Below are 13,399 nucleotides of genomic sequence, written 5' to 3' on the forward strand. Positions count from 1 at the left end.
TCACGCCCGCGCGCCTTCGACGCGACGCTGACGCGACAGTGAAGCGACAGCCGCGCGACAGGCGGAGAGTCTGGTAAGGAGATGGGACGGCGTTTGCATGCCCAACGGTAGATCAGAGATGGGCCGAGTAGGAAAGCCGGGGCAGCGTCGCGAAAGCCCACCCCGCTGCGACTAGCGCGCTGCGTGCGCAAGTCTCGCTGCCCCTCCCCGTTTATGGAAGGGGCATGGCAAGCCCCAGCCCTAGACCTTGGCTGGCGCGCGACTGCGGCGCAGGGCGAGCAACAGGCCGAGGCCGCCGGCAAGCAGCAACAGATCGACCAGTAGCCCCTGCCCGCCCGCCAGCAGCGGGGCGCCGTGAAGCAGCGCCACCGCCAGAAGCCCCGCGACCAGCGCCCATTGCAGGCCGCGCGACAGGCGCGGACCGGGCAGCGCCTTCGCCATGCCGGCGGCCAGCACCGACAGGATGGTGAGGCCGAGCCAGGCCAGCGGCAGCGGTGCTTGCGGCAGGGCGAAGGCCAGAACAGCGGTGAGGACGAGGATGACCGGCTGCCCCCAGCAGATCGCGGCCCAGATCCGTTCCCATTGCGGCGCCGGCCGGCCGCGATCGCGGCGGCGGGCCAGCCAGATGGTCACGCCGCTGGAGGTGACGATGCAGAGTGCAATGCCGAGCAGGCCATAGGCGATCCGCACGGGCAGCCCGCCGAACCAGCCGAAATGCAGCTGGCCGATGCCGCTCAGCATCCGGGTGCCGGCGACCAGATCCTGCGGCCGTTCCTGATGGAGCAGTTGCCCCCGCGCATCATATTGCACCTCGTCCTGCTGGGTCAGCAAGTGCGGCCGGCCGCTATGGATCGAGATGCGCATATCGGCGCGGCCGGGCCGTTCGACCATGATATTGTCCGCGACGGCCGCCGGCGCGCGGGCGCGGGCATCGGCGATCAACCGGGCGATATCGGGAATGGGCACGGCACGCGCGTCAACCTTGGGCGGCGGATCGAGGAAGAGTTCATAGACCTTCCCCATGTCGCCGCGATAGAGCAGCATCGCCAGCATCGCGACGATGATGGTGCTGAGGCCCAGCAGCGCGCCGGTCAGCGCCAGGGTGAAGTGAAAGGGCAAGGCCCAGATGCCGAGGCGATTGTGCAAATCCGCCTCCTGCAGGCGGCGCGAACCGCCCAGGCGCAGGTGGAAGGCATCGCGCAGGACGCGCGGATGCGCCAATATGCCCGACACCAGGGAGGAGAGCAGCGCCACCCCGGTCAGGCCGACGATGAACTGCCCCCAACTGCGCGGCAGATGCAGGTTGATATGGAGGTGGATCAGGAATTCGGTCCAGACCGCTTCGAGATCGGACAGCGCACCATCGGCCGCCAAGGCCCATTTATGTTCATAGGTCGCGCTGAAGGCCGTGAGGCTGGCGCCATCCTGTTTCGCGGTGGGCATCGACAGATAGAGGGCGGTGTCGGGCGGCGCGCGTCTGGCCGCTTCGGCGATGGCGCGGGCGGCCGAGGCATCCGACAGGCTGGTCACCACCGGCGTCGCCGGCACTTCCCACCGCTCCAGATCGGGCGCGAACACGGCGACCGTGCCGGTCAGGCAGACGATATAGATGATCGCGGCAAAGGCGAGGCCCAGCACCGAATGGCTGCTGAGCACCGATCGCACCGTTTCGGGCGACAAGGGCCAGCGCCATTTCTTTGGCCGGCTGTTGGTCTGGACGCTCTGGTCGTTCATGCGGCCCCTCCCAAGGCGGCAAGGCCGAAGCCGATGATGCTGGCGCCGACCAGCACGGCAGTGGCGCGCAGGAGGCGACGGTCCGCCAGGGTCCAGGTCATGGCCAGCCCCCACAGGATCGGCAGCAACAGGCCGCCAAGCACGATCCGGGTGCGCGGATCACCGGGCAAATAGACGGTGACGCAAAAGGCGACACCCATCGCCGCCGTCATGCCGAGCGGCCCGGCGAGCAAGGCGCGGAGCATCCCGCGCCAGAAGCGGCCGGGTTCCTCCAGCGGCTCGGGCGCGACATCGCCGTCGCGCACCCGCGCCGCCTTGCGCCGGACCCGGCCGAACCAGATGATGGCGAGCGCACCGATCCCCTCCATCGCCAGTCCCAAGGCCAGCCCCTTGACCGGCCCGATCAGCAGGAAAGCGGCGACCAGCAGGCCGATCAATATGGCCCATCCCGCCAGCAGCAGGCCGGGCATAGAGCGATCCCGCCGCACCCAGGAGCGGCGCAGCAGGGCAGCACCCAGGGCGCCGCCCGCGATGAGCAGCAGGCTGGCGAGCGCGATCACCAATGGACGCTCGCGCCGACGCCGACGGTCTGGGGTTCGCCCAGGATCGCCTGATGAATCGCGGCATATTGGTACTGCATATAATCTTCGTTGAGGATGTTGCGGGCGAAGACGAACAGCGACCAATGATCGGTTTCATAACCGATCTTGCCATTCACGACCGTGCGGCCGCCGACCTTGTACTGGCCCTGATCCTGACCGACCCCGGTGAAGACCGACGACCGGTAATTGGCGTTGAGATTGGCTACGAAGCCCGGCCCGAACTGCGCATTGATGCCGCCTGACAGGGTCCAGCGCGGTGCATAGGGGAATTGGGTGTCGGTGAGGTCAACCGTGCTGGTCGCCCCTGCGGGCAGGACGAAATCGGTGAATTTGGTGCGGACATGGCCGACCGAGCCATAGAGATCGATGCCGCGCGCGATAGTGGCATTCGCTTCCACCTCAAACCCGTAAAGATGCGATCCGGCCGCGTTCACCGTGTTGTAATCATAGGCATTCTGGCCGAAATAGGCGGTGACCTGCTGGTCCTTCCACGTCATATAGAAGGCATTGGCATTGAGCGTCAGGCGCCCGTCCAGCCATTTCGAGCGCAGCGAGCCTTCATAGTTCCAGCTATATTCCGGATCATAGGCGACCAGCAGGGCGCGGGCCGGGTTCTGGCTGGAGCCGCCCGAGCGATAGGCGCGCTGGACGGTGAAAGCGGTGGTGAGGTCCGGCGTCCAGTCCATGCTGATCCCGGCCTTGGGCAGGAAGGCGTTGAAGCTGCGGCTGTTGGACGCCAGCGGCGAGGAAGCGTCGGCGACCAGCCCCAGAACGCCCTGGTTGATCAGCGAAATGATCGGGGCATAGGCCGCGCCGAGGAAATTGGCATCGGGCAGCGTGCCGTTGAAGGTCGCCACCGTTTGCGCGGCATAGCGGTTGCGCTCATGATCGTAGCGGAAGCCGCCGATCAGGGTCAGCCGGTCGGTCAGCTTGAAACGGGCGTCGCCGAACAGCGCCATCGTCTCCACCTTTTCGGGCTGGTCGGCCGAATAGGCGACCGGGATGACCGGCAGTTGTGCTGCATAGGCATTACTGAGGAAAGTCGCCTGCGCCGCGGTCGCGCCATTGGCGCGCAGCAGGGCGGCGATGGTGGCGGTCGGCGTATCGATGTTCACCCGGCTATTCTGGTCGATGCTGCCGGTGCGGCGATAATACCAGGCGCCCAGCAGGCCGCTCAGCCGTTCGCCATCATAGTTGAGGCGCATTTCCTGGGTCAGGGTGCGGTAATTATAGCGATTGTCGATCGCCTGGATATCCTGCGGCGTGCCGTCGGTATCGATCACCGAATGGACGCGCGAGCGGTTCCAGGAGGTGACGCTCGACAGTTTCAGCCCCTGGGCCAGCGGATAGCTGATGGTGAAGACGGCAAGGTCGCTGTCGATCTTGCCCCGGCTGGGCTGGTCGCCGGTGGCGACGCGATGGTTGAAATAATTGGGCACGTCGGTCCGCGCATATTCGTAGAGATAGCCGCCGTCGCGCCGCACACGATTATAGCTGGCGACCGCCTCCAGCCCCGGAATGGCCTGGGGCGTCCATTTGATCTTGCCGCGCAGATTGAGTGATTCCAGCGCGTCGCTATATTCGTCGCGGGTGACATTGTAGATGAGGCCGCGATCGTTGCGGCGCTCGGCCGACAGGCGGATGCCCAACTCATCCTTGATGATCGGTCCGCCGATCGCGGCGGAGAAGGTGCGATCATCATATTCGCTCCACAGCACGCGCGCGTCACCGCCCCAACGGGTCAGCGAGGGATCCTTGCTGGTGATGACGATGCCGCCGGCCAGCGCGTTGAGACCCTGGATGGTCGATTGCGGGCCACGCAGCACTTCCACCTGCTGCACATCCCAAAGGTCAGTCGGGCCGCCATAGAGCGCCCATTTGGGCACCGGCGCGCCATCGACATAGACGCTGGCGGCGTCTGCCTGCCCGCCCGCGCCGACGCCGCTGTTGCTGATGCCGCGGATGGTGAAGCCGGACGAACCATAGGTTTCGGACAGGTTGGCGGTGCGGTTATAGACATCCTGGATGGTGATCAGCGCCTCGCGCTCGATCGTCTCGGGCGTGACGACGGCGATGCTGGTCGGGGTCTGCTGCAGGGTGCGGGCGCTCTTTTCACCAGTGACGATGATGTCGGCGCGGGCCTGGTCCATATCGGCATCCGGCACCTGCCCCGCCAGTGCTGGGCTGGCCAGAGCAGCACCGGCCAGTGCGACGATCGCCGCCCCGGAAAAGAAGAAAGACGACCGCACCATATGAACCCCCAAATATTCTTGGCGGCGCCATATTTGAAAACGCTAACGCGAGTCAATGTCATTATATGAATGGACTATTGCCGCTGCCTGCCCGGCGTCGCCCCTGCCGCACCGCCGGGCCCAAGAAAAAGGGCCAGCCACCTCGTGCAGAAGGCGGCTGGCCCGTGACGGCGCGACCCGAAGGGAGGATTACATTTTCACGCGCGCGCCGAACTGGAAGGTGCGGCCGAAATGATTATACTCATAGTTGCGATTGGCATCGAGGTCGGTGTAGCGGCCGCGATATTCGTCGGTCAGATTGATGCCGTCGAGGGTGAATTCCAGCCAGTCAGTCGCCTTGTAACGGACCGAGGCGTCGACATTGACGGTCGAATTATAGCCTTCGAAGACATTGCCGGTACCGCTGTTCTGGTCGCTATAAGGCCCGCGATAGCTGGCAGAGACGCGCGCGCTGAAGCGGTTGTCGTCATAATAGAGGGTGCCGTTATAGGCCCGCTTCGACACGCCGAACAACGTGTTCTCCCGCGCGACATTGACCAGGCCGCCACCCGGCACGACCGCCGGCCCCGACACATTATAGGTCGCGTTTGAATCGATGAAGGTCGCGTTCGCCAGGATGCCGAAATGCTTGAAGATGCCCGGCAGGAAGGTGAAGGGCAGTTGTAGCGCGATTTCCGCGCCCTTGAGCGAGGCGCCGGTGCCGTTGACCGTGGTCGCGATGGTCCAGATCGGTTCGGCCTGCAGCGCGGGATTGAGCGCGGCGGGCGAGGAACTGACCAGCACCGAGGCCGGCAGGCCGGTTTCCGCGAAGGTCGCGTTGGAAATGGTAGCGGCGACCGGGAAGCTCTGCACATCCTTCTTGAACAGGGCGACCGAGAAGAGCGACTGGGGCGCGAAATACCATTCGACAGCGAGGTCATAGGCGGTCGCACGATAGGGATTGAGATAGGGATTGCCGTAGCTGACACGATATTGGAAGCCGTCGGCCGAACCACCCGGCGTCAGGCTGCCCAACGTCGGGCGGGTCATCACGTCGGCCACCGCCGCGCGAATGACCAGCTTGTCGGTCGGGAACAGGGCCAGGTTGGCGGCCGGCAGCCAATCCTCATAGCTGCGCTTGATCGTCACCGGGATGCCGCCATTGAGGCCGGTCGAGCGCTGGTCGGTCTTGGCATAGCGCATGCCCGCGTTCAGCGCATATTCGAGGCCGAACAGGTCGCCCTTGGCATCGAACTGGAAATAGCCGCCGGTCACTTCCTCGCGCACCGACCGGTTGTTGCCGACGTCGAGCGCCAGTGCGCGATCATAGAGCTTGGTGTAGGCGGTCGCCGTGTCGAGGTTCGGGATCAGCCACTGGGTGGTCGTGCCCGACGGCTGGCCCGCCTTGCCCAGGGTGAAGAGTTCACTCAATTCCGGCGTGGCCTGGAAGCCATAGACGGCGCTCGGGCCGAACAGGCTGGTCGGCGAGCAGGTGATGGTGCCCAGCACCAGATCCTTGCCGCCATTGCCGCAGACCGCGGTATCGCGCTGATAGCCGACGGTCTTGAAGTCGAACCGGCGCCACATCGAACCGACCTTCACGGTCAGCCCCTCCGCCGCGTCCCATTCGGTGCGCAACTGCGCGGTCTTGAACCGGTTGGTGGTGTTGGACGGACGGTCGCGGATTTCGGCAAGCTGGAAATTGGCCGGATCGGTCACGCTGGTGCCGAAGGTCAGCTTGGGATGCTTCATGTCGCTATAGTCATAGCTATAGCCCTGGGCATCGCGATCGTCGAAGACCACCGTGGTTTCGACCGGAATATCGGCGTTGGATTTGGACAGGCCGCCCAGCAGGGTGAAGCGGAACTTGTCCGTCACATCCTGATCCCAGGTGCCACCGATCTGATAGAATTCGGTGCTCGACTTGCGCAGATAATGTTCGGTGCGGACCCAGGCGTCGTTGAGCGTCGCCGAGATCATGTTGCCATTATCGTCATAGACCGGATTGACGACATTGATCGACCGCTCGTTGGAGCGCAGCAATACCTCGCCCCATTTCTCCTCGCGGGTTTCCTTGAAGCGCGAATAGAGGCCGTCGATCGAGATCTTGGTCGCGTCGGTCGGCGCGAACTGCACCGATCCGGTCAGGCCCAGCCGCTCACGATCATGGCGCACCTCGCCATAGCGCGGGATGCGGGGGTGGAAGGACAGCGCGGCCTGATCGCAGGCTGCGCTGGCACGATAGGTGCCGCCCGAATTGGGCTGGGTGAAACAGGCCGTGCCATCGACATTGTCGAAGCGGGCCTGGGCCCAGCGCACGCTGTTATTGCCCAGTTCCTTGGTGTCGAGCGTCGAATAGGCCGCCGAAAGGGCGACGCCGAAGCGCCCGTCCGCCGATTTCCAGGACGCGATGCCGGCCAGGCGCGGCCCCCAATTCTTGGCCAGATCATTATAGGAGGCGGTCGCCGACCCGACGAGGGTCAACCCTTCCTTGCCGCCGAGCGGATTGCCGGTGTTAAGATCGACCACGGCGCCGAGCGAGCCTTCATCCAGCGAGGCTTCGGCCGTCTTGTGGACGACCAGCGAGCTGAACAGTTCGGACGCGAAGACGTTGAAATCGAAGGAGCGATCGCGGTTCGAGCTGGCACCATCGGTCGAGGTGGCGACCGTTTCCAGCCCGTTGACGCGCACACGGGTGAACTGCGCACCAAGGCCGCGCACGGTGATCGCGCGCCCTTCGCCACCATCACGCTGGATCGAGATGCCGGGGATACGCTGAAGGGATTCCGCAAGATTTTGGTCGGGGAACTTGGCGATATCCTCCGCCACGATCGCATCGACCGAACTGACCGACTGGCGCTTGAGGTTGATCGCCGCGCCCAGCGACTGGCGGAAACCGGTGACGATGATGTCGGATTCCTGGGCTGCGGCATCCGCCTGCCGCTGATCCGGCGCAACCGCAGCATCGCCCTGCACGGACTGAGCCTGGGCATTTTGGGCCTGAGCGGCGGAAACGCAGGCAATGGCGCATGCCAGGGTCGAGGCTGCGGACAGCCATTTCCGGGCGGACGAAGCCTGTACGAACGCAATCATAGAAACATCCCTCCATATTTCCGCCACGCCTCTTTGGGGGTGCGGCCCGATGTTGTCCCCTTTAAGACACCGGTGTCAGCAATGTTTGATACGAGCACAGGACAATGTCAATGTCATCGAAGGAAAATATGCGGCGCACCCTTACCCCAGCCCTGCCCGGCAGGATTTCGGAAAAAATGGGTTCGACGGATATAAAGAGCCTGACAATCGCGGCGGGAACGCACTGATGTTCGTGTCGGGATAGCCCAAAACGCGCTGTCGCAACCAATCCGCATCCTCATCAAAAGGCAAGAAAGACACCGGTATCAACGAGGCTTGCTTTCGTGCCGCTCCGATGCAAACCTAGAGGTGAGAGGAGTTTACGAACAATGAATGCCATGCGCCTGCTCGCCCTGCCGCTCGCCGGTCTTATCCTATCCCCCCTCAGCGCCGCACAGTCGGCCGCCCCGACAGCCCAGTCATCGACAACGGCCAAAGCAGCCTTTCCCGGCGCTGTCGGCTGGGGCGCGGCTACACCCGGCGGGCGTGGCGGACGAATCATCCGGGTCACGACCCTGGCAGCAGACGGCCCAGGCAGCTTCAAGGCAGCACTGGAAGCCAAGGGACCACGCATTATCGTATTCGAAGTGGCCGGCATCATCGACCTGGGGCGCCAGACCTTCACCATTCGCGAACCCTTTGTAACGATCGCCGGACAAACCGCTCCGTCTCCGGGCATCACCTTGATTCGCGCAGGCATCGACATCGCCACCCATGACGTCATCATGCGCCATATCCGTGTACGCACCGGGGTGGACGACCAGCCCTCGACAAGCGGCTGGGAAGCCGACGCCATGTCAGTGGTGGGTGGCCATGACATCATCATCGACCATTGCACCTTCAGCTGGGCGATCGACGAAAATATGTCCGCTTCCGGTCCGCGCTTCGCCGGCAACACCCCGGACGAATGGCGTGCCAACACCGCGCACAACATCACCCTTTCCTATAATCTGGCGGCCGAAGGCCTGGCCCATGCCAGCCACCCCAAGGGGGAGCATAGCAAGGGATCGCTGATCCATGATAATGCGACCAACATTCTGATTTATCGGAACATCTACGCCCATAACATGGAGCGCAACCCGCTGCTGAAGGGGGGCGTCCGCGCTGCGGTTGTCAACAATCTGATCTATGATCCGGGCAAACGTGCGGTCCATTACAATCTGGTGGCCATGGAATGGGGCAAGCACCCCTATCAGATGGGCCAGTTGTCCGCCGTCGGCAATGTGCTACGCGGTGGCCCTTCGACCGTTCCGGACCTGCCCTTCCTGACGCTGGGCGGCGCGGGTGACCTGGAATATTATGCCAAGGACAATATTGCGGTCGATCAGTTCGGCAAGCCGCTGCCAATGGTAGGCCGCTATGGCGAGACCCAGGCAAAGCTGATCGAGGAAGCGGCTCCGCCGATCTGGCCTGACAGGCTGGACGTCATGCCGGTACGCGACGTAGAGACGAATTTGCTGTGGGAGTCCGGCGCCCGGCCATGGGATCGCGATGCCGACGACCTGCGCGTCCTGGCCTTCATCGCCGAGGGACGCGGCGAAATCATCGACAGCGAGAAGCAGGTCGGCGGCTACCCCAGCTTCACACCCACCAGCGCGCCCTTCATCGACAAGGACTGGAATCTGGACACGATGGAACCGAAATCGGGTCGCTATCCCGGACAGAGGGAGGAAACCACCGAGCATCTGTCCGATCGGGACAAGCTGATGCGACAGGCACCAAGACAATGATGGCATTGTCCCTTTTGCTGGCGGCGGCCGCAGCGCCGCCGATGGTGGTCATCGACGAGCGGGCGGTGATGCGGGACGAGCCCCCGCCCCATGGCGAGATCGGCATGTCGACCGCCTATCGCATCAGCGACGCCGTGCCGCAGCCGCGCAGCATGGAGTTCCGCAAGCGCGTGCTGCATGTCGGCGCGGCGATCGGCGTCCATCCGATCGTCCATGACGAGGTCTATTATGTCCTGTCGGGCGAAGGCGTGGTGACATCCGACGGCGTGGAAAAGCCGCTGACGCCGGGCATGGCTGCTTATCTGTACAAGGATGCCAAGGTTGGCATCCGGCAGGTCGGCAAGGAACCGCTGGCGCTGATCATCAGCTATCCGGTGGTTCACTGACCCGACAAGTCACCAGGCGCGCGGCACATTGCCGATGCGCTTGGCGACATCGGCCTCGATCGCGTTGAGTTCGGCCTGGCTGAGCACGCCCGACAGCATCAGCCGGCGCATCAGCTCATCGACCAGGGCAGCGAGAAAATGCAGCTCGCCGCGTTCCGAGACATAATCGACATCCTGGGTATCCATGCGGTTCCTCCAACTGCATGGACGGACTCAACGCGCCCATCCCCTTTTGGTTGCGGCCCAGCAACGAACCGCGTTCAGCTACCCGGCTGGATATAGGGCACGCGGGCGAAGAGTTCCCGCTCCCAGCCGCGCGGATCGCTTTCCACATGGCTGTCGACATCGACGATCATCGTCTGCCGCCGGTCCAGCCGATATTGCGGCCAGGGCGCCATTCCGCTGTCATTGGGATCACCGCGCCGGGCGAAGGCGAGGAAACGCTGCATCAGCGCGCGCGAGGCGGCCTGGGCACCTGCGCCCGTGCCGGTGAAGCTGCCCGGCGCATCGAGCGTGCCGAAGGCGAGCGCGATGTCCATGGTGTGCGGCGCACCGCGTTCGGGCTGGGTCGGCGAGGCGAAATCGACCTGATAGACCCAGGTCGGCGCATCGGCGCGGGCCCGCGCCTCCGCCTCCAGCACCTGCCCCGGCCAGCTGCGCCCGGCCGTGGTCGCGGCATAGAAGATGCGCTCCGCCGACCAGTCGGGATAGCGGGCACGATATTGGGCGACGATCCATTCGGGCGAAAGGTCCATGCGCAGTTCCGGCGCCATCCGGACGGCCAGGTTGGACCAGTCCAGCCCCTGGAGCTTGGGGCCGTGCGGATCGATGAAGGCACGGGTCTCGTCATGGGTGTTGCCCAGCATCATCGGGATCGCCTGTGACTGGAGCGGCGCATCGGGCCAGAAAGGATGGCGCGCAAGATGCGTCATGTCGAGCACGGGCCCCATGTAGAGGCCGCCACCCAGTATCGGGTCTTGCGCTGCCAGCCCCTCCACCAGTTGCGCGGTTGAAAGTGACAGCAAAGATGACAGGTCATCGGCCTTCACGCCCAACCCGGCGAGATAGGCCTGCGCCCGCTTCGTCGCGTTGAGCGGACCCGAGGCCGTCACCTGCTGGCCGCTCATGGTGATGGCGCGATGGAACAGGCCGGCGGCGGCGGGCATCGCCATCATCGTCGCGATCTTGGCGCCGCCGCCAGACTGGCCGAAGACCAGGATATTGCCGGGATCGCCGCCAAAGGCCGCGATATTGTCGCGCACCCATTGCAGCGCGAGGATGAGGTCGAGCTGGCCTGCATTGCCGCTGTCGACGAAGCGCGGATCGAGCCGGGCGAGATAGAGATAGCCGAAGATGTTGAGCCGATGGTTGACCGTCACCACCACGACATCGCCCTGCGCCGCGAGCCGGTCGCCATAGGTCAGCGGATCGACCACGGAGCCGTTGGAATAGGCGCCACCATGGATGTAGAGCATCACCGGCCGCCTGGCGCGCGGGTCCGGGCCGGGGGTCCAGATATTGAGGAACAGGCAATCCTCGCTCTCCGACTCCTGCCGCCCCTGTTGCGGGCAGGAGGGCGCGAAGGCGCTGGCATCGGCAGTGCCGGTCCAGCCATCGGGCGCAAGCGGTGCCTGAAAGCGGCGGGACGCGGTATCCTGGCCATAGCGCAGGCCGCGAAAGACATGGAGGCCGCCCTCGCGGGTGCCGGCAACCCGGCCCTTGCGGGTGGCCACGATGCTGGCGGTGGCGGCATGCGCCGGGCGAGCGAGACTGGCGCCTAACAGGGCCGCAGCGCCGGTCAACGCGCTCCGCCGGTCGATATCGGGCATCCGTCCTCCTGTGCTGGGTCGGGAGGCTTCGCCCTCCTCTTTAGTCAAGGTTGTCCTGCGCCCACCCGGTGGCAGGCGCAGGACGGGATATCAGCGGGCCAGCCAGCCGCCATCGACGGCGAGGATGTGGCCATGGATATAGTTGGCCGCCGGCGACGACAGGAACACGGCCGCGCCGCCAATGTCGCTCGGGTCGCCCCAGCGGCCGGCCGGGATACGTTCCTGGATCTGGCGGTTGCGGGTTTCGTCGGCCTGCAGCGCGGCGGTGTTGTTGGTCGCGATATAGCCCGGCGCGATCGCGTTGACGTTGACGCCTTTGGCCGCCCACTCGTTCGCCAGCAGCTTGGTGAGGCCAGCGACGCCGCTCTTCGACGCGGTATAGCTCGGCACCCGGATGCCGCCCTGGAACGACAGGAGCGAGGCGATGTTGACGATCTTGCCGCTACCCTGTGCCAGCATGTGCCGCCCGGCCGCCTGGGCCAGGAAGAAGGTCGACTTCAAATTGGTGTCGATCACCGCGTCCCAGTCTTCCTCGGTGAAGTCGACGCTGTCGGCGCGGCGGATGATGCCGGCATTGTTGATCGATATGTCGAGCCCGCCCAGCTTTGCGATCGTCTCGTCGACGACGCGCTGCACCGGTTCGATGCTCGACAGGTCGGCCGAGACGATCTCGGCCTTGCGCCCCAGCGCCCGGACCTTCTCGACGGTCTCTTCCGCCGGGGTGCGGCCGACCGCCGCAATGTCGGCGCCGGCCGCCGCGAGCGACAGCGCGATCGCCTGGCCAATGCCGGTATTGGCGCCGGTGACGATGGCGACCTTGCCACCAAGATCGAAGATAGTGCTCATGTCAGGACTCCCTGGCCCCTCCCGCTCGCGCGGAAGAGGCAAAAAACCGTCAGGCCAGCTGGCAAATGTCCAGCACGTTCATGTCGGTATAGTCCTGGTTCTCGCCGGCCATTGCCCAGATGAAGGCATAGGCCTTGGTGCCCGATCCCATATGGATCGACCAGGGCGGCGAGATCACCGCTTCCTCGTTCGCCATGACGATGTGACGCATCGCGTCGCCCTCGCCCATATAGTGGAAGACGCGGTCGGCATCGCCATCCAGCTCGAAATAGAAATAAATCTCGCTGCGGCGCTCATGGATGTGCGGGGGCATGGTGTTCCACACCGAACCGGGCTTCAGGACCGTGAGGCCCATGACCAGCTGCGCGCTGTCGCAGATGCCGGGGATGACGAGCTGGAAGATGGTGCGCTCGTTCGATTCCTCCAGGCTGCCGCGCTCCAGTGCATTGGCGTCGGCGATGCCGAGCTTGCGGGTGGTGAACGCCTTGTGCGCCGGGCAGGAGGCGAGATAGAAACGCGCGCCGGCGCCGGCGAACTCCACATCCTTGGCGCCCATCGTCACATAGAGGCAATCCTTGTTGCCCAGCGTGAAGACTTCGCCGTCGACGGTCACGGTGCCTTCGACGCCCGAGACATTGACGATCGCCAGCTCGCGCCGCTCCAGGAAGGGATGGCCCGCCGCCGAGGCCGGCTCGGTCTGCGCCGGCAGCTTCACCGGCGCATCGGCCACTGCCACGCCGCCGATCACGAAGCGCTCGGCATGGGTATAGTTCAGCACGCATTCGCCGTCGCGGAACAGGCCGCCGATCAGATAGCGATCCCGCAGCTCCTCGTTCGACACGCACTCCATCATGTCGGGGTGGGTCGCATAATAGGTCTTGTCGAACATGATATCCTCGCCGGTTATTC

The 13,399-nt window shown here is 64.7% G+C and carries 10 protein-coding genes; 2 read left to right on the forward strand and 8 right to left on the reverse strand.

Going from position 1 to position 13,399, the window contains the following annotated elements; all coding sequences use genetic code 11:
- Positions 1-240: 240 nt before the first annotated feature.
- The 4 genes from N6H05_RS19020 to N6H05_RS19035 all read right to left on the reverse strand — a co-directional run bounded on the left by N6H05_RS19020 (position 241) and on the right by N6H05_RS19035 (position 7,660).
- Complete coding sequence (locus N6H05_RS19020; RefSeq protein ID WP_284111160.1) at positions 241-1,734, reverse strand: PepSY-associated TM helix domain-containing protein; 1,494 nt, start codon at positions 1,732-1,734, stop codon at positions 241-243.
- A complete protein-coding gene (locus N6H05_RS19025) occupies positions 1,731-2,297 on the reverse strand; it encodes a hypothetical protein (protein WP_349666199.1) in 567 nt (188 codons plus the stop codon). Before N6H05_RS19025 ends, N6H05_RS19020 begins: the two co-directional genes overlap by 4 nt.
- The gene (locus tag N6H05_RS19030; RefSeq protein ID WP_284111162.1) at positions 2,291-4,588 is read right to left on the reverse strand and encodes a TonB-dependent receptor; all 2,298 of its coding nucleotides are present in this window, start codon (positions 4,586-4,588) and stop codon (positions 2,291-2,293) included. The genes N6H05_RS19025 and N6H05_RS19030 overlap by 7 nt, the downstream gene beginning before the upstream one ends.
- Before the next feature lie 189 nt (positions 4,589-4,777).
- A complete protein-coding gene (locus N6H05_RS19035) occupies positions 4,778-7,660 on the reverse strand; it encodes a TonB-dependent receptor (RefSeq protein ID WP_284111163.1) in 2,883 nt (960 codons plus the stop codon).
- 368 nt (positions 7,661-8,028) lie between these two features.
- On the opposite strand from N6H05_RS19035, the gene N6H05_RS19040 reads away from it, so the two are divergent.
- Both N6H05_RS19040 and N6H05_RS19045 read left to right on the forward strand, forming a co-directional pair.
- Positions 8,029-9,429 (forward strand): pectate lyase family protein, encoded by a 1,401-nt coding sequence (locus N6H05_RS19040; RefSeq protein WP_284111165.1) that lies wholly within the window; start codon positions 8,029-8,031, stop codon positions 9,427-9,429.
- Positions 9,429-9,815 (forward strand): cupin domain-containing protein, encoded by a 387-nt coding sequence (locus N6H05_RS19045; RefSeq protein WP_284114274.1) that lies wholly within the window; start codon positions 9,429-9,431, stop codon positions 9,813-9,815. The genes N6H05_RS19040 and N6H05_RS19045 overlap by 1 nt, the downstream gene beginning before the upstream one ends.
- Positions 9,816-9,824: 9 nt before the next feature.
- Here N6H05_RS19045 and N6H05_RS19050 read toward each other — a convergent pair whose 3' ends face one another.
- From N6H05_RS19050 to kduI, 4 genes are all read right to left on the reverse strand, one after another.
- Positions 9,825-10,001, reverse strand: coding sequence for a hypothetical protein (locus N6H05_RS19050; protein WP_164488846.1), 177 nt, complete (start codon positions 9,999-10,001; stop codon positions 9,825-9,827).
- A 74-nt stretch (positions 10,002-10,075) separates the two neighbouring features.
- Positions 10,076-11,644 carry a carboxylesterase/lipase family protein gene (locus N6H05_RS19055; RefSeq protein WP_284111168.1) on the reverse strand — a complete coding sequence of 523 codons (1,569 nt, stop codon included), beginning with the start codon at positions 11,642-11,644 and terminating at the stop codon, positions 10,076-10,078.
- A gap of 90 nt (positions 11,645-11,734) precedes the next feature.
- A complete protein-coding gene (gene kduD, locus N6H05_RS19060) occupies positions 11,735-12,490 on the reverse strand; it encodes a 2-dehydro-3-deoxy-D-gluconate 5-dehydrogenase KduD (protein ID WP_284111170.1) in 756 nt (251 codons plus the stop codon).
- 49 nt (positions 12,491-12,539) lie between these two features.
- The gene (gene kduI, locus N6H05_RS19065) at positions 12,540-13,379 is read right to left on the reverse strand and encodes a 5-dehydro-4-deoxy-D-glucuronate isomerase (RefSeq protein WP_017500956.1); all 840 of its coding nucleotides are present in this window, start codon (positions 13,377-13,379) and stop codon (positions 12,540-12,542) included.
- Positions 13,380-13,399 lie beyond the last annotated feature (20 nt).

This window comes from Sphingobium sp. WTD-1 (assembly GCF_030128825.1).
Taxonomy (GTDB): domain Bacteria; phylum Pseudomonadota; class Alphaproteobacteria; order Sphingomonadales; family Sphingomonadaceae; genus Sphingobium.